The organism is Cerasicoccus frondis (assembly GCA_031296915.1).
Classification (GTDB): domain Bacteria; phylum Verrucomicrobiota; class Verrucomicrobiia; order Opitutales; family Cerasicoccaceae; genus Cerasicoccus; species Cerasicoccus frondis.
The window spans coordinates 84,858-98,812 of the sequence record JAVDPC010000017.1 but is presented as its reverse complement, the minus strand read 5'-3'; the positions used below and the strand labels follow the sequence as shown (position 1 = coordinate 98,812).

The 13,955-nt window shown below is 57.4% G+C and carries 10 protein-coding genes; 5 read left to right on the top strand and 5 right to left on the bottom strand.

The features are described 5' to 3' along the window. Positions 1 to 100 precede the first annotated feature (100 nt). Positions 101 to 829, top strand: a complete 729-nt coding sequence (locus RBB63_RS13940; protein WP_309385299.1) for a class I SAM-dependent methyltransferase — start codon at positions 101 to 103, stop codon at positions 827 to 829. Positions 830 to 831: 2 nt separating this feature from the next. On the opposite strand, the gene RBB63_RS13935 is transcribed toward RBB63_RS13940, so the two are convergent. Continuing rightward, on the bottom strand, positions 832 to 4,749 hold the full coding sequence (locus RBB63_RS13935; protein ID WP_309385297.1) for a methionine synthase: 3,918 nt from the start codon (positions 4,747 to 4,749) through the stop codon (positions 832 to 834). 103 nt (positions 4,750 to 4,852) lie between these two features. Between RBB63_RS13935 and rsmG the strand changes: the two genes are divergently transcribed. The 3 genes from rsmG (at position 4,853) to RBB63_RS13920 (ending at position 7,241) form a co-directional block, all read left to right on the top strand. Continuing rightward, positions 4,853 to 5,500 (top strand): 16S rRNA (guanine(527)-N(7))-methyltransferase RsmG, encoded by a 648-nt coding sequence (gene rsmG / locus RBB63_RS13930; protein WP_309385294.1) that lies wholly within the window; start codon positions 4,853 to 4,855, stop codon positions 5,498 to 5,500. A 156-nt stretch (positions 5,501 to 5,656) separates the two neighbouring features. After that, the gene (locus tag RBB63_RS13925) at positions 5,657 to 6,370 is read left to right on the top strand and encodes a hypothetical protein (protein ID WP_309385292.1); all 714 of its coding nucleotides are present in this window, start codon (positions 5,657 to 5,659) and stop codon (positions 6,368 to 6,370) included. 154 nt (positions 6,371 to 6,524) lie between these two features. Then, positions 6,525 to 7,241 carry a class I SAM-dependent methyltransferase gene (locus RBB63_RS13920; RefSeq protein ID WP_309385290.1) on the top strand — a complete coding sequence of 239 codons (717 nt, stop codon included), beginning with the start codon at positions 6,525 to 6,527 and terminating at the stop codon, positions 7,239 to 7,241. A gap of 33 nt (positions 7,242 to 7,274) precedes the next feature. Here the strand turns inward: RBB63_RS13920 and ruvB are convergent, their stop codons facing one another. From ruvB to RBB63_RS13900, 4 genes are all read right to left on the bottom strand, one after another. Continuing rightward, entirely contained in the window at positions 7,275 to 8,318 is a 1,044-nt protein-coding gene (ruvB, locus tag RBB63_RS13915; RefSeq protein ID WP_309385288.1) for a Holliday junction branch migration DNA helicase RuvB, read from the bottom strand. Positions 8,319 to 8,393: 75 nt separating this feature from the next. Next, positions 8,394 to 9,710, bottom strand: coding sequence for a hypothetical protein (locus RBB63_RS13910; protein WP_309385286.1), 1,317 nt, complete (start codon positions 9,708 to 9,710; stop codon positions 8,394 to 8,396). Further along, positions 9,703 to 11,007: a UDP-N-acetylglucosamine 1-carboxyvinyltransferase gene (gene murA / locus RBB63_RS13905; protein WP_309385284.1), complete on the bottom strand. Its 1,305-nt coding sequence runs from the start codon at positions 11,005 to 11,007 to the stop codon at positions 9,703 to 9,705. Before murA ends, RBB63_RS13910 begins: the two co-directional genes overlap by 8 nt. 149 nt (positions 11,008 to 11,156) lie before the next feature. Next, positions 11,157 to 12,410 carry a hypothetical protein gene (locus tag RBB63_RS13900; protein ID WP_309385283.1) on the bottom strand — a complete coding sequence of 418 codons (1,254 nt, stop codon included), beginning with the start codon at positions 12,408 to 12,410 and terminating at the stop codon, positions 11,157 to 11,159. A gap of 370 nt (positions 12,411 to 12,780) precedes the next feature. On the opposite strand from RBB63_RS13900, the gene RBB63_RS13895 reads away from it, so the two are divergent. Beyond that, positions 12,781 to 13,896 carry an ATP-binding protein gene (locus RBB63_RS13895; RefSeq protein WP_309385281.1) on the top strand — a complete coding sequence of 372 codons (1,116 nt, stop codon included), beginning with the start codon at positions 12,781 to 12,783 and terminating at the stop codon, positions 13,894 to 13,896. The last annotated feature ends 59 nt before the right edge of the window (positions 13,897 to 13,955 follow it).

Below are 13,955 nucleotides of genomic sequence, written 5' to 3'. Positions count from 1 at the left end.
TCATTTACACTGGCCTCACGGGATGGAGTAACAGGAAACACTGTCATTACGCTTTGACTGATTCAGGAATGCAGACAAACTACACACGACACACCACGCCATGGCATCCTCACTCTCCCTTATATTTGATCGCGTCGTTTTCTTTGGTCGTCGCTACGAAGAAATACTTAACTTATTCGCCCTCAGCGAAGATGAATTGCGCGACAAACGAATTCTCGACTGCAACTCGGGCCCAGACGGCTTTGTCGCCGGCGGCCATGCACGCGGATTCGACGTAACCGGCTGTGATCCCGTCTACGCCAAACCGATCCCGGATATCGAAGCGATGGGTCGCGCCGACATAGAATATGCGCGCGACCTCTGTGAAAGGCAACCCGACATGATGACGCCCGAGGAAATGGCCGCTTGGACGGCGGATAAATCTGCGGCGCTGAATGCGTTTCTAGCCGATTTCCAAACCGGCCATCGGGAGGGTCGCTATGTCGCCGCATCTCTACCCGAGCTCCCCTTTGAAGACAACGCCTTCGACCTCGTGCTGAGCTCGCACTTTCTATTCATCGGCAGTCATCCCGATGTCGGTGGGATGATCGATGGCGGTCATTTTTCCCAAGAATTCCACCAGCAGGCCATCCGTGAACTGCTACGCGTCTGCCGCGGACAAGTCCGCATTTTCCCGTTTACCAAGGTTAGTGGTCCAAACGTTCTTCACCCTTGGGCAATCGACATGATGGCTGAGCTCAACCGCGAAGGATACACGCAATCCATTCTGGAAAACAACTACTCCCAGGGCAAATACACCGACCACCATGTGTGGTCTATTGATGCTTAGCCCTACTCGTTCAGGTTCGGCGCGAGCCACTTGGCGGCAACGTCCTCGCTGATGCCCTTGCGCTGCGCGTAGTCCTTCAACTGGTCGCGACCGATCAGACCTACGTTGAAGTACGAGACGTCGGGGTGGCCAAAGTAAAGGCCACTCACGGACGCGCCGGGGAACATTGCGCGGCTCTCGGTGAGCTGCATGCCGGTGCGCGCCTCTACGTCGAGCACTTGCCAGAGCGTGTCCTTCTCGGTGTGGTCCGGGCACGCCGGGTAGCCCGCCGCCGGGCGAATGCCGCGATACTGCTCCTTGATCATCCAGGCAACGTGGTCATTAACCTCGCCAACTTTGGATTCCAAAGCTACTTTGCCTGAGAAAGCTTCCTCGGCGCCATAGCCCCACTGATCGCGGATCTGCTTATGCAACCACTCAGCACAGGACTCTGCAAATCGGTCGCCCAAGGCTTTGATCATGATGCCCGTAAAGTCGTCACCCTTCTCTTCGAATGTCTTCGCGTAGTCATCGACTTCATGACCTGCGGTGCAGGCAAAGCCGCCCATCACGTCAAGGATGCCGGTTGACTTCGGCGCCACGTAATCGGCGAGGCACTTGTAGGTCTCACCCGCGTTGAGCTTTTCCTTTTGCTGACGCAGGAAGTGGAACGTCGCCAATTCCCTGGCATGGTCTTCCGGCGTGTAGATCACCACATCGTCGCCTACACTTTGTGCTGGCCACAGCGCGGTAACCGCACGCAGGCGGAAGCGTTGGTTGCTAATGATGTCATCGAGCAAGTGGCGGGCTTCGTCGTATAGCTTGGTTGCCTCGGCGCCGTATTTGTCGTGCGAAAGGATTTTCGGGAAGACGCCCTTCAGCTCCCAGGAGTGGAAGAACGGCGACCAGTCGAAATACTCCGCCACGCGGTCGAGCGGAATGTTGTCCCAACTTTGTAATCCAAAGTTTTCCGGCTTAGCGGGTGAATAGCCATCCCATTCAACCTTGGGCGCGCGCTCGCGGGCCTCTTCGATGGAGAGGATTTTCACCTTGTCCTTGCCCTTTTCAAAACGCTCGCGGTGCTTCTGTTGCTCTTCTTCGAGCTCCTTAATGTAGGCGTCGCGCTTTTTCGGATTCAGCAGGCTGTTACAAACACCGGTCACCAGTGAGGCATCACCCACACGCACAACCGGCTGATTGTAGTGCGGCGCAATCTTGATCGCCGTATGCGCGGAGCTGGTCGTGGCTCCACCGATGAGCAAGGGCTGTTTGAAGCCGCGCTTGGTCATCTCCTGCGCGTTGTAAATCATTTCGTCGAGCGACGGCGTGATCAGCCCGGACATGCCAATGATGTCCGCGCCCCACTCCTCGGCTTCCTTTAGAATGGTGTCGCAGTCGACCATCACCCCGAGATCCTTGACCTCGTAGTTGTTGCACGCGAGCACCACGCCCACGATGTTTTTGCCGATGTCGTGCACGTCGCCCTTCACGGTCGCGATCAGGAATTTACCCGCACTGCTGCCCGCGCCGTCTTCCTTCTCCGCCTCCATGTAAGGCATCAGGTAGGCCACGGCCTTCTTCATCACGCGGGCGCTTTTAACCACCTGTGGCAGGAACATTTTGCCAGCGCCAAAGAGATCGCCGACGACCTTCATGCCGTCCATCAGAGGACCTTCGATCACCTCCAGCGGTCGACTGTATTTCTGGCGCGCTTCCTCGGTATCCGCATCGACATGCGTGACGATGCCTTTAACGAGCGCATGGCTCAGCCGCTCCTCGACCGTGCCACTGCGCCAGTCGTCCTTTACGTCAGCCGTTTTTTTTTGAGCGGCAGGAACCGCGCCTGCGCCGCCCTGCAAAAACTTCTCAATGACCTCGGGATTCTTCTCCGCGTTGGCGCGCTCAAAGAGCTCGCGCAGCGTGTTCATGCCCTGAATCATGGCCGCATTGATACGCTCTTCCGGCGTGCCAGCGCCCACGGTGATCGTGCCGTCCTTCACCTTTTCCGCATACTCGATGATGCGCTCGGTGGCGTCGGGGTCACGATTCAGCAAGACGTCCTCGACCATCGTTTTCATGGTCGCATCCATCTCGTCGTAGTTCATCAGCAGGCTCGGATTGACGATCGCCATGTCGAGCCCCGCCGCGCAAGCGTGATGCAGGAACGCCGCGTGCATCGCTTCGCGGACCGGGTTGTTGCCGCGGAACGAAAACGAAATGTTCGACAGGCCGCCGCTGGTGCGCGCGCCGGGGCACTTTTGCTTCACTTCGCGCACGGCCTCGATGAAGTCCACCGCGTAGTTGTTGTGCTCCTCCATGCCGGTCGCAACCGTCAGGATATTGAGGTCGAAAATGATGTCCTGCGGATCCATGCCCACCTCGTCAACGAGGATATCGTAGGAGCGCTTAGCGATCTTCACCTTGTCGGCCTGATTGTCAGCTTGGCCCGTTTCGTCGAAGGCCATGACGATGACCGCGGCGCCGTAGCGCGTAATCTTTTTCGCCTGCGCCTTAAACTCTTCCTCGCCGCCCTTGAGGCTGATCGAGTTGACAATGCATTTACCCTGCACGCACTTGAGACCGGCTTCGATGACGGACCACTTCGAGCTGTCGATCATGATCGGCACCTTGGCAATATCGGGCTCCGATGCCACGAGGTTGAGGAAGCGCGTCATGCACTCCTCGCCGTCGAGCATGCCTTCGTCGAAGTTGATGTCGATCACCTGCGCTCCAGCGTCCACCTGGCTCTGCGCAATGGCGAGCGCGGCATTAAAATCGTCGGCCTTGATGAGCTTTTTAAACTTCGGCGAACCGGTCACATTGGTGCGTTCGCCGACGTTGATGAACCCGCTCTTGTCGGTGATGTTCAGCGCCTGCAAACCGCTGAGGCGCAGCGCGGGCTCGAAGCTCGGCACCTTGCGCGGCGGCAGCGGGGAAAGTTCTTTAACGACAGCCGCGATGTGCCCCGGAGTCGTGCCGCAGCAGCCACCCACCAGGTTCACGAGGCCCGCTTCGGCAAACTGCTTGACCGCGCTGCCGGTCGTTGCCGGGGTCTCATCGTAGCCCGTCGGCGCGAGCGGATTCGGCAAGCCGGCATTCGGGTAAACGTGCACGTAGCAATCGGCAACGGCGGACAGCTCTTCGAGGAAGGGCTTCATCAGGTCCGCGCCAAGCGCGCAGTTAAGACCCACGCAAAGCGGCTTGGCGTGGCGGATGGAATTCCAGCACGCCTCGACGGTTTGCCCGGACAGCGTGCGCCCGGATTTGTCCGTAATCGTCACCGACACGATCACCGGGATGCGCTCGGGCAAGGTGTCCTGCAAATCGGCAATCGCGTGCAACGCGGCCTTCAGGTTCAGCGTGTCAAAAGTCGTCTCCGGCAACAGCAGGTCCACGCCGCCTTCGATCAGTTGCTCGGCCTGCTCGTAGTAGGCCTTATAGAGCTCGTCGTAGCTGGTTGCGCGATATTCCGGGCGGTTGACATCCGGCGAGAGCGACGCGGTACGATTCGTCGGCCCCATGGCGCCAGCCACAAAAGTCGGGCGGCCCTCTTTTTCAGAAATTTCGTCGGCGACCTTGCGGGCAAGCTTGGCGGACTCGACGTTGATGTCGCGCACGCGGGACTCGAGCTTGTAGTCGGCCTGGGCGATCGTGGTGCCGCTAAAGGTGTTCGTCTCAATGATGTCCGCGCCGGCCTCGAAGAACTGGCGGTGGATTTCCCCAATGATGTCCGGGCGGGTGAAGCTGAGCAGGTCGTTGTTGCCCTTCAGGTCGCCCGGGGCGTCGGCCAGGGAGTCATCGCGGAAATCCTCTTCCTGCAACTTGTATTGCTGGATCATGGTCCCCATCGCTCCATCGAGGAAGACGATGCGCTCCGCCAGCAAATCGGCGAGGAGCTGGCCTTTTTTCGTAAACGGCTTATTGATTGCGGAATTAGACATGCAAGAAACAAATCAATCTATTCGGATGCTTTGATGCGTTGCAAGTGTGAAGTTGCGGTTTGCGTCGAAGAAAAGCGCCCTACATAACGTGGCTTTTCTGACCGTGGAAACCATAAAACCGCATTTTCCTGACATCGAAGCCGCCACTTGGGACCAGCTCACCGCCTGGGCCGAACTCATGCGCGACTGGAACGCCAAGATCAACCTCGTCTCACGCAAAGACATTGAGCGTTTGGAAGAAAAGCACCTTGCGCACTGCCTGATCGTCAACCGCGTGCTCAAGCTGATGAAAGGCGCGCGCGTGATCGATGTCGGCACCGGTGGCGGCCTCCCTGGCCTCGTCATGGCGATCTGCTATCCGCACGCACACTTCACGCTGGTAGACTCCGTGGGCAAGAAAATCATGGTCGTTGAAGACATCGCCAAGCAGCTGGGCTTGGAAAATGTCGAGGTCCGCAACTGCCGCGCGGAAAGCATAAACCGCGAGTTCGACTTCATTACCGGCCGCGCCGTTAAGGAGCTGCCGCTGTTTTGTAGTTGGATCAAAAAGCTCGGGCGCCGCGGCCAAAAACACTCACTCGAAAACGGACTCATCTACTGGAAAGGCGGTGAGTACGCCGAGGAAGTCGCCCGCCTAAAAATCAAGCCACGCCACGTGTGGCCGGTAAATGAGTTTCTGCCCGGTGAAGAGTTTGAGGGCAAATACCTGCTGCATTTCCTGGCGCAAGACCTGCCGCGAGCAAAATCGTAAAGCCCACGCATACAGTCAGTTGTTTCGCAATAAACTTGGCGTAGTTGAGAATACGAATCGCGTTGACATGAAAATGAATCTCAAATTCATTCAACAAGCTATTGAGACTCAGTCTTTCTCATTGAGCTCAATATTACAAACAACTGACTAGGAACAATGAAACTGAATATAATTCACTGGGCGGCCCTGATCAGCGTGGTCCCTACAGTAGCAAATGCGGTATTAAATCCAGGCTTCGCAGGAACAACCGAAAGCGCAGCATGGTATGATCTGAATCGCGATAATCCACTGCTGTCTGAGGCCAACGGCTACAATCACAATTACCAAACTCCGACCTTGGGCTGGGCGCAACCACTCGCAGACATGACTGGCACGACCAGCGCCACGCTAGATAAAATTACAGGCACCGACTTGTATGTCGCAGGCGGCGGTCTGTTCAGCTTCAGTGGCGATGGCACCTTATTCGTCAGCGACGCTTCGCCCATTGCAAATTTGCAAACCATCCTTTTTCAGGTGGACATCAACAATGTCGTAGGAACCGAATCATTTGTTTCCGTACCCACGCTGTTCCTGAACGGGTCGACAGATCCGATTGCCGCCGACTTCACTGATTCCATCAGCGGCGGTCTGAGCTTTGCCGAGGATTCCACTTTGTTCCTGTTTCAATGGGATCTTTCCGATGCTGGCCCGATCAGCAGCTACGAGATCGATTGGACCACCGGAGCCTACTACTACAATTACGAAATCTCGGTGGATACCAGCGACACTGCTTACACAGCCATGACCGTGCCAGAGCCTCAAACCTACGCCATGATCGCAGGCTTTGGCGTCCTTTGCATCGCCGTTATTCGAAAGCGCCATAGCAAGTAAAGCGACTTTGCACCCGGCGGTGGAAATGGTCCAAAGAGCGCCCCAAGGCTTTCAGCCTTGGGGCGCTTTCATCATAGCTTCGTCGGCGCGGTGAACAGCGCATTGCATTGGCGTTGACCTTTGGAGACCCGGCGCCTTGCTTTTGTGCGTCACTATGCACGCCAATCAAGAAATGTACAATCGCCACGGCGCCGCCTACCATGCCAAGCGAGGGCGTGAACAGGATAGCGCGTGGAATCGCTACCTCGACCAACCGATGATCGAATCGCTACTGGCGGGCATTGCCCCATGCAAAGTAGCAGACCTCGGCTGCGGTAGTGGTCTGCTTTCCCGCTGGCTTAAAAGCTGTGGCTTCGACGTAACCGGTGCTGACTTTTCCCAATCGCTAATCGACATCGCACGCGCGGAAAATCCCGATATCGAATTCTGCGTGGCGAACATCAAATCCACGCCTTACCCAACCGGTTCTTTTTCGCTGATCGTCAGCGCGCTCGTCATCCACTACGAGCAGAATTTGGCGCCGGTGTTCGCTGAAATGGCGCGTATTCTTCAGCCCAGAGGGCAACTCGTTTTCTCCATGCACCACCCGATGGACGAAGTAACGAACATGGGCACGCGGGCAAATGCTCATCCCACGGTTCGCCCCTACTTTCATAACGATCCCTACCACTTTGAAATGGCAGGCATGGACCTGACCGCCTATCACCACACTTTTGAGGACATCGCGCAGGCGCTCTTCGCCAATGGTTTTGTGATCGAAGACTTCCGCGAGGCGCGCATGGTCGACGAGGTAAAGGACAAGTTCCCCGACTACTACGCGCGAACCAACGCCTACCCCAGCTTTGTAGGATTTCGCGCCAGGCTTCGCTGAGCCGGTAGCTCGGCACATTGCGACGTGTACTTTTTAGTTTCCGAACAAGGAACCTTGACCTGTTCCCTCCTCGGGCTTCAGTCCAATCGTGGTCCACGCTTTGGGCGTCAGGACGCGGCCTTGCGGGGTGCGCGCAATGTAGCCCTCCTGAATTAAATACGGCTCGTGAACTTCCTCCAGGGTGTGCTGTTCTTCGCCAACGGCAACCGCTACCGTGCCTAGGCCTACCGGGCCGCCCCGATAGTTTTCCGCCATGAGGCGCAGGATACGCTTGTCCATTTCGTCGAGGCCATTGCGATCGATTTCCAACAGCTCCAGCGCATTGGCGGCCACTGGGCCGGTGATCTCGCCATCAGCGCGCTGCTGAGCATAGTCACGGGCAAAGTTGATTAAATTGTTGGCAATGCGCGGGGTGCCCCGGGCGCGTCCAGCAACTTCGGCGGCGCCTTCATCATTGATCGGCACGCCAAGGAGTTTGCAACTACGGCGAACGATTTTCTCGAGCGTGTCGCGGTTGTAGTAATCGAGTCGGGTTTGCAGGGTGAAGCGGCTGCGCAGCGGCGCGGTCAAGAGGCCAGTACGGGTAGTGGCGCCGACGAGGGTGAAACGCGGGATCGACAGGCGGACGCTGCGCGCGTTGGGCCCCTGATCGATCATAATGTCGATGCGGTAATCCTCCATTGCCGAGTAAAGATACTCCTCGACGCTCTTGGGGATGCGGTGGATTTCGTCGATGAAAAGGATGTCCCCCTCCTGCAAACTAGTGAGCAAGCCGGCGAGGTCGCCCGCCTTGTCAATTACGGGACCGCTGGTGAGCTTGATGTCGGCCTCCATCTCGTTGGCGAGAATATGCGCGAGGGTCGTCTTGCCGAGCCCAGGCGGGCCGTGCAGTAAAATATGGTTCAAAGGCTCACTGCGCGACTTCGCCGCGCCGACCATCACCTCAAGCCGTTCCTTGGTTTTGCCCTGCCCGCTGAAATCCGCGAAACTTAGCGGCCGCAGCGCTTTTTCCACGGCGGACTCCGGCGCTTCGAGCACCTGCGAGAGATAATCCGTTCCTTTGGCATCATCGGGCATGATGAGCAGTTAAAGACATCGCGCCAGAAACGAAAGATTTTTCCCACGGTTGGGCTCAGATGCTTGAGCGGCGCGCTAGGGCTCGATATGTCGTGCTGATTCCAGTACGTCGCGCGCGCTTGGCCAAGCCCCTGGTTTACCACTGAGTTGGCCCATGTAAAAATGCTCGCCATCCGTCACGTAGAAAGTCCCCACGATCAATGTGCCTTCCTCGGTGCGCAAGGTCACGAGACCCAACTCGCCGTGCACGACATCGCCTTTGATCGGGTACATCATGGTTTCCAGCACCTCCATCGGCACATCCTGATTTTGCTCAATCTGGCGAGGATAGGCGTCTAGAAACAATCGAACCTGCAACTTGGCGCTTTCTTCGCTTTTCATCATGCCGGGCTTCAGCGGGTGCATCATGAGCAAGGCATTCTGCTCACCGGGCAGCCGAAAAAGATACTGCCCCTGCCCTTCTCCCACGAAATCAAACGACCACGGCTCAGGCGGATCAAAATCCAGAAACTGCTGGGCCATTTTCGCTTGATCTGCCTGCACTGCTTCGGTCGCCAGATCGATAAAGATCACCGAAGCATCGGCGCGTGGCGGGAAACGATTTCGATGGAAAACCCGGGCGTCGCGGGGTAAAGTTACCTCGAGTTGGCGCGGCTCTTTCCAGGCCAGTTCGGTGAGTGGTTGGTCCAAGATCGCGACATTTCCATTGGTCTGCGTCGCGTCCTCTCCATCTTTGACAATCGAGAGATGGTAGCTGAGTCGCCCATCACTGCCCATGCGCGAAAACTGCACAGCCATGCGCCCATGGCTGTCGGGCAGCTCAGTCAAAACAGTGGCTGGTCCCAACGCATTCCATCCATGCCGACGGATGGACTTCAGGATTTTCAGCGCCTCTTCCCATTCCGCCCAGTGACCGCTAAAGTTGGCGTCAAGCGATTGTCGCCCATCGTTGAGCAGCACCTGCGCGGTGTAGAAGTCGTTTAACGAACCGCTCTTTAAGAGAATCGCCTGCCCCTGAAAAGCGCCGTCGTCAATCACAATGGTCTCCGATCCTTCCGCTGGCTCCAAACCATGATCCTTCATCGACTGGTCGGAGATCTGCATGAAGTGACTGAACTTCGTGGGCACATCCGCCTCGGTCACATTGTGTTTCCGCTCGATTTCAATCAGGAGATTCGCGCTCTTGCTTTGATTATAAATATTGAAGTAATCCGACAAATCGCCCAATTCCCGAGCCTCCCAGCCATCAGGTAAATCCATCGCCAGCGGCCAGTCATCCGGAGTGGAGCTTGCCTGGAGCGCGGGCGCGCTCAAGGCCGCCAACAGGCACAAGCATGCCTGAAGCAACCAACGGGCAATGCCCTGACAAACGCTGTTGGCCGGGCTAGCCATCCGCCGATAGGTCCTTAGGCATGGCTTCCTGCTTAAGGCGCTCAATGTCAGCGCCCAAAGCCTGAAGCTTCTTTTCAAAGCCGTCGTAGCCACGGTCCAAGTGGTAAATACGCTGCACCCACGTCTCACCGTGGGCTGCCATTGCCGCCAGGATCAGAGCAGCGCTCGCTCGCAAATCACTCGCCATGACCGGCGCACCGGACAGTGGATTACGCCGCCCCTTCACGATGGCGCTCGCGCCCTCGATGGCGATGTCCGCCCCCATCCGCTGAAGCTCAGGCACATGCATAAAGCGGTTCGGATAAACGCGCTCCGTGATGATGGATAAGCCGGGGGTAACGCTCATGAGCGTGCACATCTGCGCTTGAAGGTCAGTCGGATAGCCAGGATGCGGTAAGGTAATGACATCGACCGGGCTCAAGGAGCCGGGCGTTCCCTTTACCCGGATGCGCCCTCCCAGCTCGATCGTGAAATCAGCACCGGCCTCTTCCAGTTTATCCAACAAGGCCGAGAGATCTTCGGCATGCGCGCCGCAAACCGTGATATCGGCATCCAACATGGCGCCGGCAATTAGGTAAGTGCCTGCTTCAATGCGGTCATCGATCACACGGTAAGTCGTGCCATGAAGCTTATCGACGCCTTCGATGGTCAAGCAATGGCTGCCCACGCCTTTGATCCGGGCGCCCATCGACAGTAGCATTTTGCATAAATCGACCACCTCCGGCTCGCAGGCCGCAGACTCGATCCGCGTGACACCGGGCGTCAGCACCGCCGCCATCAGGATATTCGCCGTGCCGGTAACCGTGCTGCCATGGCGACCGCCCAGGAACACATGCCCCCCCCGCGCCCGCTTGGCGTTGACGTGGACATAGCCCGCGCGAACATCGACATCGCAGTTGAGCTTGGACAATCCCTTCAGGTGTAAATCAATGGGCCGTGGACCAATCACACAACCACCTGGCAAAGAGACCTCGGCCTTCTTCAGGCGCGCCACCAGCGGCCCCAACAGACAGACGCTGGCGCGCATGCGACGCACGAGCTCATAGGGGGCGCGATGGGTAATGTCCGCCGCCGTAATGCGCCAAGTGGACTTGTCCGGGCGCTCAACCTTGGCGCCGAGGTTTTCAATAATTTCCGCCATGAAGCGGAGATCGGAAAGGTCCGGCACGTTCTCGATAACGCACGTTTCACCAGTCAGCAAAGTAGCAGCAAACATCGGCAAACAGGCGTTCTTGGCGCCACTCACCGTCACTTCACCGCGCAGGGGTCGCCCCCCGTTAATTCGAAATACATCCATGGGTAAAAACACAGCCGCCGACGCGCTCATCGCGACGACGTAACGCTAGCCAAGATAAAGCCTGCCCCGGGTTCAATGCCTTATGTGAGTTGAGCCAAAAAAAGCGCCGTCCCGTTTGGGACGACGCTGAAATTTTCGCAAAGAACTGCTTAAGACTGCTGGGCCGAAGGCTTGTTATCGCGTCCACCGCCCTGGCGATTGCCGCCGCGACGGTTTTTACCGCCACGCTTGCCGCGACGACGCTTCGGACGATCATCACCGCCCTCGCCTTTGGGGCCATTGTCGCCCTGACCACGTGGCTGACCACCCTGGCCGCCTTGGCCACGGCGGGGACCGCCTTTACCGCGACCCTGGCCACCCTTGCCGCGAGGACGGTCGCCCTGAGGCTTGCCTTCACGCTTCGGGGTTTCCTGCGCCTTGGGCTTTTCGGCCGGAGCAGGCGCAGCGCCAAAGAGGCCGCCCAAAAACTTTTTCACCGCGCCCATGAAGCCCTTGGGCTCGGGAGCCGGAGCTGGCTTGGCCGCCGCACGTGGCTTGGGCTGAGACTTTTCGCGACGTTCCTGGCCTTGCGGGCGGGGCTTATCACTCTTTTCAGAGCGCTCTCCCTGCTGCTTGGGCTGCTGTCCGTCCTGACGATTCTCGCCATTGTTGGACTTCTTCTTACGACGGCGCTTGCGCTTGGGCTTAGTAGGCGCATCTCCAGTCGCGTCATCCGCAGGCTTGGCCTTAGCGGCTTCGTCAGTCTGACCTTCCGTTTTCTCGGTTGCAGGTTTCTCCGACTTTGCACGTGGCTTACGCTCGGGCTTTCCTTCCGCAAAGCGACCGCTGAGCTTTTCTTCAAAAGCCGCTGGCGATTCAACTAAGCCTGGATGACCGGCGGGCAAGCGGGACTTCTCCGCACCGGTTTCCGGACGGTTGCGCTTACGGCCGGGGCCCTGGCTGGCAAGGCTGGCGCGATTCTGCAACAGCGCTGGGCCGGGATTCGGCAGATCACTATCGTCTATGCGCTGTGGCTTCGGAGCTTCCTCAGCGGGAGCTTCGGCCACAGACTCTACTTTGGCGGGTTCCGCGTCAACAGGTTGCGCCTCAGCTGAGGCTTCTGCGACGGGTTCGGCAGCGGCGTCAACCGCGATGTCAAAGTCCGACATGTCAAAATCATCCACGGACTCATCGCCCAGGACATTTTGGTTGGCTTCGACTGGCTTTTCGGCTGGCTTTTCCTGAACGGGTTCGGGCTCAGGTTCTTTGGCGAGGTCTCCCCAGGAGAGGGCTTCCTGGCCCAGGCCAGCTTTCTTGGCTTGTTCTTCGGCGGAATCGTCTTTTGCTGACGCGTCATCGCCCGGACGAAAATGTTCGTCCTCTCGCGCCTTAGGCTGCGAATTGGTGTGTTCGAATGAAGGCATACTTCGTTTTTGGGTGTTGGGTGTGGCCGGCCGCCTAGTTTAGGTTTGGTGTGGCGCCGCGCCAAATTCGGGTTGGGAAGCAAGAGCTTTCGGCCGGAAATTTTAATCCGACGTCCCGAAAAAAACTCCTGAGATAGCGTATACTCGTGATCATTCAAGCAAAAAGACTGGTTCGCCCAAGGCAGAGCCAGACGCCTGATATGAAACCAGCACTGTCTACGCGTGCTTTAGACCCGCCAAAGGAGCCGAAGTTCCTCATTGTTCGGTAGTAGCGTTATTTTTGGGCTAGACCTGTCAAGGTTAGCCACTAGAGTAACGCCAATGAGCTCTCAACCAATCTCTGCTGACCTGCAGTAACTTTGCCGCACGCATGCAGCTAAACGATCATCCGTTTTTCCGAAATTCTGATCAGGAGAGCGTCATGCGACTGGTTGACCAGGCGGACGTTGATCATTATCAGGACGGAGATGCGATTTTCCTGGAAGGGAGCCCGTCAGACAGCCTGTGCCTGGTGCTCGAAGGCATCGTCGCCTTCGCCGCCGAAACGCCCGATGGTAAACGCCGCATCATCTCCACGACCAAACAGGGAAACTTTTTCGGCGAAATTGGCATTTTTACCGGTGCGCCGCGCTCATTGAGCGCCTTGGCACAGGGCCACGTGAGCATTGCCAAAGTCTACCGCGAGGACTTGCTGACCTTTATTAAGAGCACCCCGGGCCCAATCGAGCAAATCCTGGGCAGCATCGTCAACCACCTGCATCAGACGACGCGCCACTACCTGGACGACATGCTCCAACAGGAGAAAATGAGCCTCGTTGGCACCATGGTGAACAGCATTATCCACGACTTTAAGAATCCATTTACGCTGATCGGCCTGGGCGCGCAAATGATCCAAAGTCGCCACGGAGAAGACGAGAAAACCATTAAAATCTGCAACAACATCGCGGCTCAGGTCGACCGCATGGTGGAAATGGCCAACGAGCTTTCGGAGTTCTCCCGAGGCGAGCAAAAGCTGTTCATCGAAACCGTCAGCCTCAGTAAGCTGATGGAAAAGTTTAAGGATTTAAACGAACCCTCCTTCGCCAAGGATAACTTAAGCATCGAGCTGGCCGTCACCGACGTCGAGTTCGAAGGCGAGCAAAACAAGCTCCTGCGCGTGCTGCAGAATATCGTCGGCAACGCAGTCGACGCGCTTGGCGAACGGGAGAACGCCGAAATCGTCATCAAAGCAGGGGCGGATGCAGACATTATCCGCATCACCATCAGTGACAACGGCGATGGCATTCCGGAGCAAATCCGCAGCAATTTCTGGACTCCATTCGTCACCTATGGCAAGAGCCGCGGCACTGGCTTGGGCTCCGCCATTGCAAAATCCATTGTCGAGGCGCATCATGGCGAAATCGATTTTGTCACCGAATCCGGCAAAGGCACGACGTTTACCATCCGCCTGCCCTTCAAGCAACCGGCGGAAACTTCCGCCAACTAGCCCTGCTCGCTGCGTATTTTGGGTTGATGGCCCCGCAATGTTGCCAAATGATATCCACC

Excerpts from the sequence above, each read along its gene's own strand:
- RBB63_RS13940 (WP_309385299.1), top strand. The coding sequence starts at position 101 with ATGGCATCCTCACTCTCCCTTATATTTGATCGCGTCGTTTTCTTTGGT.
- RBB63_RS13935 (WP_309385297.1), bottom strand. The coding sequence starts at position 4,749 with ATGTCTAATTCCGCAATCAATAAGCCGTTTACGAAAAAAGGCCAGCTC.
- RBB63_RS13925 (WP_309385292.1), top strand. The coding sequence starts at position 5,657 with ATGAAACTGAATATAATTCACTGGGCGGCCCTGATCAGCGTGGTCCCT.
- RBB63_RS13920 (WP_309385290.1), top strand. The coding sequence starts at position 6,525 with ATGCACGCCAATCAAGAAATGTACAATCGCCACGGCGCCGCCTACCAT.
- ruvB (WP_309385288.1), bottom strand. The coding sequence starts at position 8,318 with ATGCCCGATGATGCCAAAGGAACGGATTATCTCTCGCAGGTGCTCGAA.
- RBB63_RS13910 (WP_309385286.1), bottom strand. The coding sequence starts at position 9,710 with ATGGCTAGCCCGGCCAACAGCGTTTGTCAGGGCATTGCCCGTTGGTTG.
- murA (WP_309385284.1), bottom strand. The coding sequence starts at position 11,007 with ATGGATGTATTTCGAATTAACGGGGGGCGACCCCTGCGCGGTGAAGTG.
- RBB63_RS13900 (WP_309385283.1), bottom strand. The coding sequence starts at position 12,410 with ATGCCTTCATTCGAACACACCAATTCGCAGCCTAAGGCGCGAGAGGAC.
- RBB63_RS13895 (WP_309385281.1), top strand. The coding sequence starts at position 12,781 with ATGCAGCTAAACGATCATCCGTTTTTCCGAAATTCTGATCAGGAGAGC.